Source organism: Alteromonas sp. Cnat2-8, from assembly GCF_022348355.1.
Lineage (GTDB): Bacteria > Pseudomonadota > Gammaproteobacteria > Enterobacterales > Alteromonadaceae > Alteromonas > Alteromonas macleodii.
The window spans coordinates 499,278-511,856 of record NZ_JAKREX010000001.1; the positions used below are offsets into that span (position 1 = coordinate 499,278).

Annotated in this window: 13 protein-coding genes; 9 read left to right on the top strand and 4 right to left on the bottom strand. The window is 43.8% G+C overall.

What is annotated here, in order from left to right; all coding sequences use genetic code 11:
* Entirely contained in the window at nt 1–1,476 is a 1,476-nt protein-coding gene (locus tag MHN00_RS02075) for a circularly permuted type 2 ATP-grasp protein (RefSeq protein ID WP_239300107.1), read from the top strand.
* A gap of 11 nt (nt 1,477–1,487) precedes the next feature.
* A complete protein-coding gene (locus tag MHN00_RS02080; RefSeq protein WP_014948366.1) occupies nt 1,488–2,408 on the top strand; it encodes an alpha-E domain-containing protein in 921 nt (306 codons plus the stop codon).
* Nucleotides 2,409–2,560: 152 nt separating this feature from the next.
* Here the strand turns inward: MHN00_RS02080 and MHN00_RS02085 are convergent, their stop codons facing one another.
* The gene (locus MHN00_RS02085) at nt 2,561–3,217 is read right to left on the bottom strand and encodes an NAD(P)H-dependent oxidoreductase (protein WP_069943783.1); all 657 of its coding nucleotides are present in this window, start codon (nt 3,215–3,217) and stop codon (nt 2,561–2,563) included.
* 273 nt (nt 3,218–3,490) lie between these two features.
* On the opposite strand from MHN00_RS02085, the gene MHN00_RS02090 reads away from it, so the two are divergent.
* Entirely contained in the window at nt 3,491–4,438 is a 948-nt protein-coding gene (locus MHN00_RS02090) for a DUF3034 family protein (protein ID WP_239300109.1), read from the top strand.
* Nucleotides 4,439–4,450: 12 nt separating this feature from the next.
* Nucleotides 4,451–4,882, top strand: a complete 432-nt coding sequence (locus MHN00_RS02095; protein WP_014948363.1) for a group 1 truncated hemoglobin — start codon at nt 4,451–4,453, stop codon at nt 4,880–4,882.
* 190 nt (nt 4,883–5,072) lie between these two features.
* On the opposite strand, the gene MHN00_RS02100 is transcribed toward MHN00_RS02095, so the two are convergent.
* Nucleotides 5,073–6,050: a DUF3883 domain-containing protein gene (locus tag MHN00_RS02100; RefSeq protein WP_239300111.1), complete on the bottom strand. Its 978-nt coding sequence runs from the start codon at nt 6,048–6,050 to the stop codon at nt 5,073–5,075.
* A 365-nt stretch (nt 6,051–6,415) separates the two neighbouring features.
* Between MHN00_RS02100 and MHN00_RS02105 the strand changes: the two genes are divergently transcribed.
* Nucleotides 6,416–6,649 carry a hypothetical protein gene (locus MHN00_RS02105; protein WP_187448021.1) on the top strand — a complete coding sequence of 78 codons (234 nt, stop codon included), beginning with the start codon at nt 6,416–6,418 and terminating at the stop codon, nt 6,647–6,649.
* 85 nt (nt 6,650–6,734) lie between these two features.
* Here MHN00_RS02105 and MHN00_RS02110 read toward each other — a convergent pair whose 3' ends face one another.
* Nucleotides 6,735–7,457, bottom strand: coding sequence for a YebC/PmpR family DNA-binding transcriptional regulator (locus MHN00_RS02110; protein WP_069943781.1), 723 nt, complete (start codon nt 7,455–7,457; stop codon nt 6,735–6,737).
* Nucleotides 7,458–7,485: 28 nt separating this feature from the next.
* On the opposite strand from MHN00_RS02110, the gene MHN00_RS02115 reads away from it, so the two are divergent.
* Nucleotides 7,486–7,686 (top strand): hypothetical protein, encoded by a 201-nt coding sequence (locus MHN00_RS02115; RefSeq protein ID WP_239300113.1) that lies wholly within the window; start codon nt 7,486–7,488, stop codon nt 7,684–7,686.
* A gap of 103 nt (nt 7,687–7,789) precedes the next feature.
* On the opposite strand, the gene zapE is transcribed toward MHN00_RS02115, so the two are convergent.
* Entirely contained in the window at nt 7,790–8,887 is a 1,098-nt protein-coding gene (gene zapE, locus MHN00_RS02120; protein ID WP_239300115.1) for a cell division protein ZapE, read from the bottom strand.
* A 255-nt stretch (nt 8,888–9,142) separates the two neighbouring features.
* Between zapE and MHN00_RS02125 the strand changes: the two genes are divergently transcribed.
* The 3 genes from MHN00_RS02125 (at nt 9,143) to MHN00_RS02135 (ending at nt 12,517) form a co-directional block, all read left to right on the top strand.
* A complete protein-coding gene (locus MHN00_RS02125; protein WP_014948358.1) occupies nt 9,143–9,577 on the top strand; it encodes a DUF1043 family protein in 435 nt (144 codons plus the stop codon).
* A gap of 88 nt (nt 9,578–9,665) precedes the next feature.
* Complete coding sequence (locus tag MHN00_RS02130; protein ID WP_014948357.1) at nt 9,666–11,027, top strand: DegQ family serine endoprotease; 1,362 nt, start codon at nt 9,666–9,668, stop codon at nt 11,025–11,027.
* A gap of 419 nt (nt 11,028–11,446) precedes the next feature.
* Nucleotides 11,447–12,517: a trypsin-like peptidase domain-containing protein gene (locus tag MHN00_RS02135; protein ID WP_014948356.1), complete on the top strand. Its 1,071-nt coding sequence runs from the start codon at nt 11,447–11,449 to the stop codon at nt 12,515–12,517.
* The last annotated feature ends 62 nt before the right edge of the window (nt 12,518–12,579 follow it).

Sequence of the window (12,579 nt, forward strand, 5' to 3'; positions counted from 1 at the left end):
TTGAGTAGCCAAAAACAAAGTCAGACGTTGTCGAAAGCTGTGAGTCTAGAACACTGCAATTTTTCCGAGTTTTACGATGAACTGATAGATAAAAATGGAAAACCCCGCCCTCACGGTGCGCCGTTAATGGATTATTTGTCGCAATTAAGTGAAGAAGAACTCAAAAACGCGCAAGACGCCGCCGAGTTGGTGGTGAAAGAAATGGGTATTACCTTCACGGTTTATGGTGAAGGAAGTTCAATTGACCGAGCGTGGCCCATCGATATCATTCCTCGTATTATCCCAAATAAAGAATGGCAACGCGTAGAAGAAGGACTTAAACAGCGCGTAAAAGCCCTTAATATGTTCATCGACGATCTGTATCACGATCAGAAGATTATTAAAGATGGCGTTTTTCCTAAAGCGCTTCTCGATAAGTCCGTGAACTTTAGAAAGCAGTGCGTAGGTGTTTCTCCCCCAAACGGTATCTGGGCACATATCTGCGGCTCTGATTTAGTGCGAGATAGCGACGGCACGATTTACGTACTGGAAGACAACCTGCGCGTACCTTCTGGCGTGTCTTACATGTTAGAAAACCGCTCGGTGCTGAAGCGTGTCTTTCCAGACATGTTCGAGAAAATGGATATTCTTCCCGTAAACGACTATCCCTCACAGCTGTTCGACATGTTGTCGAGTCTATCACCGCGTCCTCAGGATAAGCCTGAAGTTGTGGTACTTACACCCGGTATCTACAACTCTGCCTACTTTGAACACTGCTATCTTGCTCAGGAAATGGGTTGTGAGCTAGTAGAAGGCCGAGACCTAACCGTAGAAAAAGACGACTGCGTCTACATGAAGACTATTAAAGGCCTACGCAGGGTCGATGTTATCTACCGCCGTATTGACGATATGTTTTTAGACCCAGAAGCATTTAACCCAGATTCAATGCTGGGCGTGCCTGGGCTAATGCGAGCCTGGAGTAAAGGCAAGGTAACGCTGGTCAACGCGCCGGGGGCTGGCGTGGCAGACGATAAAGTGGTGTACACCTATGTACCCGACATGATTCGCTATTATTTAGATGAAGAAATTAAGCTTCCTAACGTCGAAACCTACCGGTGTTACGAGCCCGAAGACTTCAAATATGTGGAAGCCAACATCGACAAGCTTGTGATCAAACCTGCCAATGAGTCGGGAGGCTATGGCTTGCTAATTGGTCCGAAATCAACCAAAAAGCAGCAGCAAGAAACCCTTGCTCAAATAAAGGCTGACCCCAGAAACTGGATAGCACAGCCTACCTTGAATTTGTCTACCGTCCCAACTATTGACGGTTCTACAATTGAAGGGCGACATGTGGATCTTCGCCCTTTCATCCTTTCATCAGGTACTCACACCTATGTTACAACGGGAGGCCTCACTAGGGTTGCCCTTGTTAAAGGTTCCCTCGTGGTCAATTCATCACAAGGCGGTGGTAGTAAAGATACTTGGATTGTGGATTAGGAGGGACTGACATGTTATCACGAGTTGCTGAAACGCTTTATTGGACGGCGCGCTACGTTGAAAGGGCTGAAAATCTCGCCCGCCTGATTAATGTTAACAACCTCCTGCTGATGGACTTACCCAAAGGGTTTTCGCCAGGCTGGGAGCCATTGCTAGACATAACGGGAAATCGCGAGCCATTTGAGGCCATTTATAATGAATACAGCGAGAAGAATGTCGTTAAGTTTCTTACGGTAGACACACGCAATCCGTCTTCCATATTAAATTCCCTTCAATACGCAAGAGATAATGCGCGCACAATCAGAGACGTTATTCCAAGAGAAGTGTGGGAAACGCTGAACGCACTTCACTTATCGGTAAAAGAGAACAGTACAAGCTTTCTAAGTAAACGCGGGCGCTTTGCAAGTTTAAAACAGGTAATCAATCAGTGTTTACTGATGTTTGGAACCATGGATGCCAGCATGAGCCACGACGAAGGCTATTTCTTCTGGCGCTTTGGGGCGGCATTGGAACGGGCTGATATGACATCAAGGATAATTGACGTTCGCTCATCGACCCTTACCGAAGACATGAGTGACCTGCCATTCGAAAACATCTTATGGATGAGCGTACTTAGAAGCCTGAGCGGCTACCAAATGTATCGCCAGAAAATGGGCGTTCGCATACGTCCGGGCGATGTGTTGTTGTTTATGCTACACAGTAAAGAGTTTCCGCGAAGTGTGTTGTTCTGCTTGAACAAATTAAAGAGCTTGTTCCTCAACTTACCCGACAACGAGGCAATGATAGAGCGAATTGACCACAGTATTAGTGATTTAGAAAAGCAGCCTGTTGCGACACTTCGAGGACGAGCGCTGCACAACTATATCGACGAGCTTCAAATTGATTTTGCCGACATTCATCAACAACTCGCAGAGCAATACTTCTTACATTAGTGCGCGTTTTTTCGCGTCTGTCGGTGCGCAAAGTAAAAGGAGTTATAAGTGAACACAGGAAATGGAAGCCAGAACACAAAAGTAAGAAAGCAAAACAAAGCCCGCACTAAGCGGGCTTTGTTATATTCATTGCAAGCTTGTGTTGTCAGGTATTACACAACCGCGATCACATCTTCTTTTGCTAGGCGTGCTTTCGGTAAACCATGGTTCCAATCTTGCTCTGTATCTGGGTAACCCATGGCAAGTGCCACTTCGCAAACGTGGCCGTCTAGCTCATCTTTAAACTGTTCGCCAAGCAATTCGGCGTCAACACCTTCCATCGGCGTAGACGCTATGCCTAAACGCGCCAGCGTGTGAAGAACATTGCCTAGCGCTAGATAAACTTGCGCTTTGGTCCAAGCCGCGTTGTTACCGTTCTCATCGGTGTTCGCTTCAGCAAATGCGTAAGCGCCCATGAAGTTTTCACGCATATCTTCGGGTAAATGACCAGACGATACTTCTGCATCGACACGCTTTACAAATTTCTCTTTGGTAAATTTAGGATCATAAGCAAACAGAATAGTATGCGATGCTTCTTTAGCGTGATGCTGATTGAACTGATGCTTGTTGGCAAAGCTATCGTGTAAACGCTGCTTGGCTTCATCACTTTCAACAACCACAAATTTCCATGGCTGAGAGTTGATTGAAGACGCTGATAGTCTCAACGCCTCAAGAATTGTCGCCAGATCATCAGCTGAAATGCGTTTACTCGCATCGTACTGTTTAACCGTGTAACGCTTATTTAAATCTTCAATAATTGGATGAGACACAACTAACTCCTCAATACGTCTGCTATTTGTTGTTCACGCATGAATGCTGCGAACAGAAAATTAAAGTACTCAATGAATATGGCGTGTATGGTATAGATTCGGCTTTTCAATGATAAGCCCTATAAAAAACGAATCAGTTTCAAATATTTTTTGATAATAAAAATTCGATAATAGCGAGTATCGCCAGCAGCGTGCATTTCACAATTCATGGGATAGGCGCTATGCTGATTAATAGAATTACAAAAAACCATTTAAAAACATTAGGTTTACCTTATGATTAAGCAGTTGCTCCTCCCTCTTTTTCTCGCATCGTCTCCCGTACTCGCAGACAGTGGATCTCGCTTAATTGCATCTGGTGGTATTACAGGTTTCGAGGGCACTGCGGGTGGCGGCATTACACCTTGGGCATTTATTGGCGGATACGCGAGTAAAGAAGAGGTCAGTTATTCGGCAAATATTCAGTACTTAAGCCTAAGCGATTATTCCCTTACAACAGCAGGGGCAAGTGTTAGTTTGTTTGACCGTATAGAGCTTAGCGTGCAGCGACAGCGCCTCGATATTGCTTCAGGGTTAACAAGCAACGTTTTCGCCTTACTCACAGAAGGGGCTATTACAAACGCCAACAGCACCACCATTGAGCAAGATATAATCGGTGCAAAAGTTAAGGTTCTTGGCGATGGCGTCTTTACTCAAAACTCATGGATACCCCAAGTATCCATCGGCGCACAATACAAGAAAAACAGAGACTACGACAGCTCTCTTTCGCTACCCGACGGTACGACCCCCTTGCCCGGCGTAGGCGTACCAATGCTGCTAGGTGCGAAAGACGACAGTGGTACCGACGTTTACCTTTCAGCCACGAAACTGTGGTTAGGCACTCCATCAGGTTATAATTTACTCACCAATCTTACCGCGCGATATACAAAGGCGAATGTGTTTGGCTTACTTGGATTTGGTTCTGAAAACAACGATAGCGCTAAGCTCGAATGGGAGGGCTCTTTAGCGGTATTAATTAGCCCTACCACAGCAATTGGCACAGAGTTTAGAACGCAAACCAATCGATTAGGAGGCTTAGCTGAAGAAGACACCGTTGTTGATGCCTTTATTGCCTACTTCCCAAATAAATCTATTTCGATTACCGCTGCCTATGTGGATTTGGGCAATTTACCTTTGCAAGAAAGTTCTTCAGGATTTTATCTAACGGTAAACAGCACTTTTTGATAGGGGAACGAAATGATCAGACACTGCTTCCGGTTAATGGTAATTGCTGCGTTAAGCGTATTGATAACCGCATGCGCCAGCGCTCCTGAACAAAGCCTTTATGAAGAAATTGGAGGCCATAAAACGCTCAATACCATATACGGCGTAGCGATTACACGAATTTACACTGACCCCGTAATTGGTCATTACTTCAAAGGTGTTCCCAAAAAACATTTAAGAGATCAACTTGTATTGCAAACATGCGAGCTTATTGGCGGGCCTTGCGAATATGATGGAAAAACAATGTTGGAGTCTCACACGGGTCTCAATATTAAGGAGCGTGAATTTTACATATTGGTGGAGTATGTCCAAGGCGCGATGCGCGATGTGGGGCTAACCTATCAACAAGAAAATCGTATTCTCAAGCTGCTAGCGCCAATCAAGTACGAAACGGTATACCTGTAATGAAGCGTGTATTTATTAGCCCAGTGAATCGACTAGAACTCTCTAGACACTTAACTACTTTATAATTATGTAGTACTAAGTAAAAAAGTTGCCATGACTATCACTTTACTGAGTTTTTCTATAAATATTGTATTATATAAAAACTAAGCTTGTAATTATTGAAAGTATCTAGAAAAGTCTCACCCCATGATTAATTAATTTGTAACCTGAAAGATTCCACAGTCTTTCCAACTACTGACATTTCTTGATTGTTTATGACAATTAACTTCTTATCCTTAAATTTACAAATAAAAATTTTTGGTTCATCGGTCATACATCCTGTAACAATTACGAGTCGATAGTTTTTCTTTCTTTCCTTAAAATACTTATATTCGTTCGGAGTCAATGTTATGTCTGGAGATTGTTGGCCTCTACCTTTTACTTCTACACATAGTTTACCTTTACCCTTACCTATCTCTAGATCATAACCGCAGTTTTCGCTTTCTACGGATTTGATATACTCATAACCGAACTCCTCATAATGCGTTATCGTTAATGCTACAGCTTTCCGCTCAACTTCAATACGCTGTAAATAAGGTGTATTTTTTCTACCAGACTTTCTGGGAGAGTTTTTTTCTATGGAACCTTTTGAAAAAGAGAAATTTTTAACGACGTTAATATATTTCTTTGGAGTAAAACACCATTGCGATTGGGTCGTGGGCGAAAACTTAGTAGTCCGATCAACTTGTTTTAATAATACGACATCTTCAGCTTTCGCTTTAAATCGATAGTACTTTAGTTGATTTTTTTCGTGCGTTACCATATCTACTGGTAGTCGCTGCGATTTTCGATACACTATTGCTTTTTTGTAGTATCCAATTAAACGGTTTTCATTTATTCCTTTAAATTGTTTACCGCCAAAAAAGAATATTGGAATATCAGTAATAAAATCATCCTCATCATTAGCACCTAACCTATTTATGGACAATTCAACTTTGTGACCGGGTAAATTATCTCTCTTAACTCCAACATTACCGTAAACGTATCCGTCAGTATGAGTCAGAAAGTTACACACCTCCACACCGCGGCCAGTCTCTTCTGGGTTTTTACCACCGCCAATAATATAGTCACTTTGCGTAATTCCCTTATACTCTTTCATCCAACCAACTCTAATGGCTAAAAAATTCATAATTTCTCTCTATTAAAAACTGTCGGCTAATTATTAACACTGACCTTTCTCCTTAACAACTTCAAACGTAGATACGTATGCAACTTGTACTAGGTAAACATAGGCAAGACTTTGACGAAATAAGGAGGCTATGCCTAATCTGTCATGGGTTAGTTTATACGACTAGTAACTGTTCTGAAGATGGGAAAGGGTTACGTTTTTCTAATAGTTGTTCTGGTGCTGTCGAAAGCCTTACATAGAGTAACCTTCTTAACCTTGCGATTGCATTGAGCGTAAACATATATCAAAAGGTCATCAAATTTCCAATCTACGAGCTTGGTAAGTCATAAAGTCTATACTATGACAACGAGCTTGTAGAAAGACCAGTGACGTTAAAACAAGTAATTGACAAAATTATACACGCTGACGAAGTATTAAAGCCTATCGTGCCCAACTCATTTAGGAATAAAACTTTAAAAATCGCAATCCAGTTCAAAGGAACTGAATTTGGTAGAAAGAAATGGACAATGAATGTCATTTTAGAAAGGTTTGCAGAAGAGATTTTATTGTTGCTTGATGAACAAGGAGCAATTAGTTGTTATGAAACTAACGTCAGCTAAAAAGCTTATTTATTTCCAAAGTTTTTTAGAAGCCCAAAATTTCGGGCTTCTATTATATTTTAAACAACTTAATTACTGTGAACACTTAGTTAGGCGTAATCGCGTTGTGATAAACGTCTTGCACGTCATCACAGTCGTTAAGCATGTCCATGAATTTTTCAAACATAGGCATGTCTTCTTCGCTAATCTCAGTTTCAGTCTGAGGCATCCAGCTCATTTCTTCGGCAATAAAGCTAATGTCTGGGTAGGCTTCAGTTAGCGCTGTCTTTACTTGATAGAATTCAGTGTGCGGCGCGTAAACGGTCACTTTATTGTCTTCTACTTCAACGTCAGTTACGTCTACGTCAGCTTCCATCAGCACTTCTAGGATAGCGTCTTCGTCGTCACCTTCAAACTGGAATACCGCTTGGTGATCGAACATATGCGATACCGCACCTTGTGCACCAAGTTTCGCGTTAGTTTTAGTAAAGCAGTTACGTACTTCGGTAATGGTACGGTTTGCATTGTCAGATAAGCAGTCAACAATTACCATGCAGTTACCTGGGCCAAAACCTTCGTAGCGCATAGGCTGGAAGTCTTCACCAGCGCCACCAGCGGCTTTATCAATCGCTTTTTCTATAACGTGGCTTGGTACTTGATCTTTCTTCGCTTTTTCCATTAGGCGGCGAAGCGAAAGGTTAGTGTCTGGATCGGCACCACCATTTTTCGCACATACGTAAATTTCTTTACCGTATTTAGAATAAACTTTAGTTTTTTGGCCGGCAGTTTTTGCCATGGCGTTTTTACGAACTTCGAATGCTCTTCCCATCTTAAAATTCTCTTTCTCGCAATTTGAAATGCTGCGTTGGGTTTTATCGGGCTACCTGTTGCCTGACGGTTCATCAGGCGCATCGCTCTGCCTTACTTGGAAGCATTGCCGAACTCGACGTTTCTATAAATGGCCGAACGCGACAGTGCTAAAAATTGCCAAGCGAAACATTGCCCAAAATAACGGCTGGCTAAGCGACACAAAAAATTTGGGCGAAATTCTACCTTAATTTTCATGTAATACCAATGTGAACGCCCCTAGAAAGGCGACAGGTTGGTAGCTTTCACATTTTCATTGAGTTCAAAATGTACTCTGACCCCATAGATTTATGCTTACGGCAAGTGTTCGGTTGCCAGATAATCGTGGGACTGCATTTCCTTTAAGCGGCTAAGGCAACGCCTGAACTCAAAGTTTAGTAGGCCTTCGCTATACAAGCTTTCCAGCGCGACTTCTGCAGATATGATCAGCTTTACATTTCGCTCGTAAAATTCGTCCACCATCGCAATAAAACGACGCGCCACATCGTCATTATGCTGGCCCATTTCCCTAACATTGGCTAAAAGCACTGAGTGATAACAACGGCTTAACTCAATGTAGTCGCTCTGGCTTCTGGGCCCGCCACACAAGGCTTTAAAATCAATCATCAATACCCCGTCAGCGTTTCTAAGCGTCGGTATTTTTCGGTTGTTCACCTCAATATCTTCGCCTTTAGAGCCTTCTTCCGGAGCTAATTGAGAAAAGTAGCTATGCAAGTTTTCGGTGGCTTCGCCATCAAGTGGGTAGTGATAAATTTCGGCTTGCTCTAACGTTCTAAGACGATAATCAATACCGCTATCAACGTTTACCACGCGGGTATTCTGATTGAGTAGATCGATAGCAGGTAAGAACCGCGCACGCTGCAATCCGTTTTTATACAAATCGTCAGGGACTATGTTCGACGTCGCCACCAGCACAATACCGTGACCAAACAGCTCTTCCATTAACGTGCCTAAGATCATGGCATCGGTTATATCAGACACGAAAAACTCGTCAAAGCATATTACCCGCGCTTCTTTTGCTAACTTAGCCGCTACCAGCTTTAGCGGGTCTTGTGCGTTTTTAAGCTGCTTTAGTTCATCGTGTACACGGTACATAAAGCGGTGAAAATGCACGCGCATTTTCTTTTCGAAAGGCAAACAGTCGTAGAATGTATCTACTAAATAGGTTTTGCCTCGCCCTACACCACCGTAAAAGTAAATGCCCTGGATACCAGGCTTCGCATGGCCTTTCCCAAACGCTGCTTTTAACTTTACCCGCCACGTCGTTTTCTTTTCAGGTTGGGTAAGTTCATCAAACAAACGTTGAAGTTCTTTTACTGCATTTTCTTGCGCCGCGTCGTAATGAAAGTCAGACGACTGAAGATCTAGCTGATATTTTTCCCATGGCGTCATCGCCGAAACCACTCCGTACAAAAGTCAATAGCGGCGCTTGCTGCACCGACCTGCTTGAATTTCTCAATTATGACCTTAATTTTAATGGAAATCACGGTAGAATCTCACATTGAAATTCGACATACACCGAATAAATGTCACGATGTATGCGCTTTTCGGGTTCGACCTTGCTATATTCAGCGTATGGTCGAAAGCAGCTTTTAGATCGTAGAAGTAAAGGTCGGCTGCAAGATGTAGATTGATTCGGAGAATATAATGGAATTGTTAGTATCTCTTGCTTTGTTAGTAGTTGGGTTAATTATTGGCTTTTTCGCAGGTCGCTTTTTTCAACAAAAGCAGGGCGCAGGCAATACTGCACAGACTGAGAAGCAAGTTAAAGAGATCCTCGCACAGCAGGCGCAACACCACATTCATCAAACTCGTCAAAGCTTAGAGAGCATTGAAAGCCAGTGCGAAACCTTAAAGCAACAAATTGAAGAGTATGAATTGCTGCTTGAGCAAGGCAGCGATGATGACAGCAAAGTTCCTTTTTATGGGGAACAAGCAACTACGTATTTACGTAACAACCTAAAAGGGTCTGACAAATCGAGAGTTCAGCGTGTATCTGACACACAGCCAAGAGACTTCGCTAACTCGGGTTCTGGGCTGTTCGTCGGCGGATCTGATAAGAATACCGCAGAAAAACAGTAACATCGGGAACTTTATCACGACCTCGGACTCTTTTAGTGAAACCATGCTATGTCGCATATAACATGAAGGAGTGTAAGCGAACATGAAAATGTCTTTCCGCCATTGTCTATTGGCGTCTGCCGTTGTTGTAAGTTCATTGGGCTTTACTGCTAGCACACAGGCGGCGTTACCGTTCTTTTCTGATAAGAAAGATGAAGTTCCCTCTTTAGCCCCTATGCTAGAAGAAGCTACCCCAGCGGTAGTGAGCATTGCGGTAGAAGGAACACAAACCTCTACGCAGCGTGTACCCGAGATGTTTCGCTACTTCTTCGGCGCCCCGCAAGAGCAGGTTCAAGAACGCCCTTTCCGAGGTCTTGGTTCTGGTGTCATCATTGATGCCGATAAAGGTTATGTCGTTACCAACAACCACGTTGTTGATAATGCAGATGAAATCACTGTTAAGTTAACTGACGGTCGCGAGTTTAAGGCGAAAAAGCTAGGCTCTGACGAGCAAAGCGATATCGCGCTACTTAAAATAGAACCTGATGATTTAAAAGCGTTACCGCTTGCCGATTCTGACGCGCTGCGCGTAGGCGACTTTGTAGTAGCTATTGGTAATCCGTTTGGTCTTTCTCAAACGGTTACCTCTGGTATTGTAAGCGCTCTGGGTCGCTCTGGCCTGAACATTGGCGGTTATGAAGACTTTATTCAGACCGACGCAGCAATTAACCGCGGTAACTCAGGCGGTGCGTTAGTTAACCTTCACGGTGAACTGGTTGGTATCAACACCGCTATTTTTGGTCCTAACGGCGGCAACGTCGGTATTGGTTTTGCTATTCCTGCCAATATGATGAAAAGCCTAATTGATCAAATTGCAGAATTTGGTGAAGTTCGCCGTGGCCTTCTAGGCATTTTAGGTAGCGATATTGACGCGGGCCTTGCCGAAGCCATGAATGCGGAAGTGAACATTGGTGCGTTCGTGAGCGAAGTGCAGCCAGACTCTGCCGCTGAAAAAGGTGGTCTGCAAGCCGGTGATATTATTACTGCCATTAATGGTCGTAAACTTCATAGCTTCCAAGAACTGCGCGCAAAAATTGCGAGTATGGGCGCGGGCGCTGAAGTTGAGCTCACCGTTATGCGCAAAGGTAAGAAAATGAATGTAGACGTTGTATTAGATGACGCTACAGACACGACAGTGACGGCTGCTCAAATTCACCCAGCCCTAGAAGGTGCAACCCTGTCTAACGGCACTGACGATGCTGGTAATGCTGGTGTAGTGGTTTCTGATATTGAGCGTGGTGCGCCTGCGGCGCGAATTGGCCTTCAATCTGATGATGTGATAATTGGCGTTAACCGCGTACGTACGTCTACGGTTGCAGAGTTCAGAAATGCACTAGACGAAGCCAAAGGCGTTATCGCACTCAATGTAAAACGTGGAAACTCTACGCTTTATTTGGTAATCAGACAGTAGCAATTTAGCACTTCAATTACATCCTCAGCTCAGACGCGTTGGTGTCCAAGCTGAGGGTTAGCATAAAAACGGCGCTTTATAAGCGCCGTTTTTGTTTTCAAATGATAACCGTTGAAAACAATGTGCTCCTAGCTTCCTAAAGGGGCTTCTTTACGGGCTCCTCTGATAAGCCGCATTCTCGAGCTACACCTATGTCCACGTAAATAAGGCTGTATGAACAGCATGAAAGGTTTTGAAGTACATGCTAGTGCAAATTGAGTTGCACAAAATTTGCGTTTCATTACGGTAGTTTATTAAATAAAGTGATATCCTTTGCCGTAAGATGATAATTTAAGAATGTTGCGCTTTAAGATTGTGAAGTAGTGCTGAGTTAACGGCACGTATTAATTAAGTGCGACAGATAACAAAAAGTGTGATTTGTGACTGGCCGCTCAATTTTTAACTTCTTACTAAAATCTGTATTTCTTGGCGTAGCTGTTGCTGCACTACTGTTAGTTTTCCTACCCGATCTACGTCAAGGCAAAGGCCTTGCTCAAGGGTTCTTTAATTCCCCCTCAGTAAGCGCTAGTCGCGAAAGCTATTTTACTGCTCTAAGTCGCTCTGCGCCTGCAGTAGTCAATATCTACAGCGTCAGTATTGAGAACGGTTCAGGCCTATTCAGAAATCAATCTCGTGGGCGCACCAATTTGGGTTCTGGCGTTATCATGACAGAAAATGGCTATTTGCTTACCTGTCACCACGTAGTTGCAGATGCAGATAGCATTTACGTAGCGGTTCAAGATGGACGTATTTTGGAAGCGCAAATTGTGGGCACCGACCCACTGACCGACCTTGCCGTGTTAAAAGTCACCGCTGATAACCTGCACATTATTCCTCAGGTGTCAGAACCTGACACCCATGTGGGTGATGTGGTGATGGCGATTGGTAATCCTTTCGATTTGGGACAAACCATTACTCAAGGCATAGTAAGCAGAGCCGGACGAAATGGTCTATCTAATTATGTTGATTTCATTCAAACCGACGCAGTTTTGAACCAAGGTAATTCTGGTGGTGCGCTGGTAGATAGCAATGGTATTTTGCTGGGTATCACTAACGCCAACTTCCAGGTGCTAGATTCAAATAATCGCGCTCGCAATGTAGACGGCATTAACTTTGCCGTGCCTTACGAATTAGCTAAGCGAGTCATGGATGAAATTATCAGCAATGGACGTGTTGTTCGCGGGCAGCTTGGTTTTGTTGGCGGTGAAAACCGCAACCGACCAGGCATAGACGTTTCAGCAGTAGCTAAAGGCAGCCCTGCCGACATCGCGGGTATCCGCCCTGGCGACATCATAGTAGCCATAGACGGCGTACGTTTAGAAAGCGCATCAAAAACGTTGGATATGATTGCCGAAACCGAGCCCGGTACAGAACTTGAAATTGAGCTCAGCCGCGACGGGCGTTCAATTACTCTTACGGCAACGGTTGCAGAGCTTCGCGCTGGTCAATAAGTATTGTTGGAGCTGGCAGATTAGTTTGGCTTCCCAAGTTTAGAACGTGAAGATTTAATACC

Excerpts from the sequence above, each read along its gene's own strand:
- MHN00_RS02110 (WP_069943781.1), bottom strand. The coding sequence starts at position 7,457 with ATGGGAAGAGCATTCGAAGTTCGTAAAAACGCCATGGCAAAAACTGCC.
- MHN00_RS02115 (WP_239300113.1), top strand. The coding sequence starts at position 7,486 with ATGCTGCGTTGGGTTTTATCGGGCTACCTGTTGCCTGACGGTTCATCA.
- MHN00_RS02130 (WP_014948357.1), top strand. The coding sequence starts at position 9,666 with ATGTCTTTCCGCCATTGTCTATTGGCGTCTGCCGTTGTTGTAAGTTCA.
- MHN00_RS02125 (WP_014948358.1), top strand. The coding sequence starts at position 9,143 with ATGGAATTGTTAGTATCTCTTGCTTTGTTAGTAGTTGGGTTAATTATT.
- MHN00_RS02090 (WP_239300109.1), top strand. The coding sequence starts at position 3,491 with ATGATTAAGCAGTTGCTCCTCCCTCTTTTTCTCGCATCGTCTCCCGTA.
- MHN00_RS02095 (WP_014948363.1), top strand. The coding sequence starts at position 4,451 with ATGATCAGACACTGCTTCCGGTTAATGGTAATTGCTGCGTTAAGCGTA.
- zapE (WP_239300115.1), bottom strand. The coding sequence starts at position 8,887 with ATGACGCCATGGGAAAAATATCAGCTAGATCTTCAGTCGTCTGACTTT.
- MHN00_RS02100 (WP_239300111.1), bottom strand. The coding sequence starts at position 6,050 with ATGAATTTTTTAGCCATTAGAGTTGGTTGGATGAAAGAGTATAAGGGA.
- MHN00_RS02080 (WP_014948366.1), top strand. The coding sequence starts at position 1,488 with ATGTTATCACGAGTTGCTGAAACGCTTTATTGGACGGCGCGCTACGTT.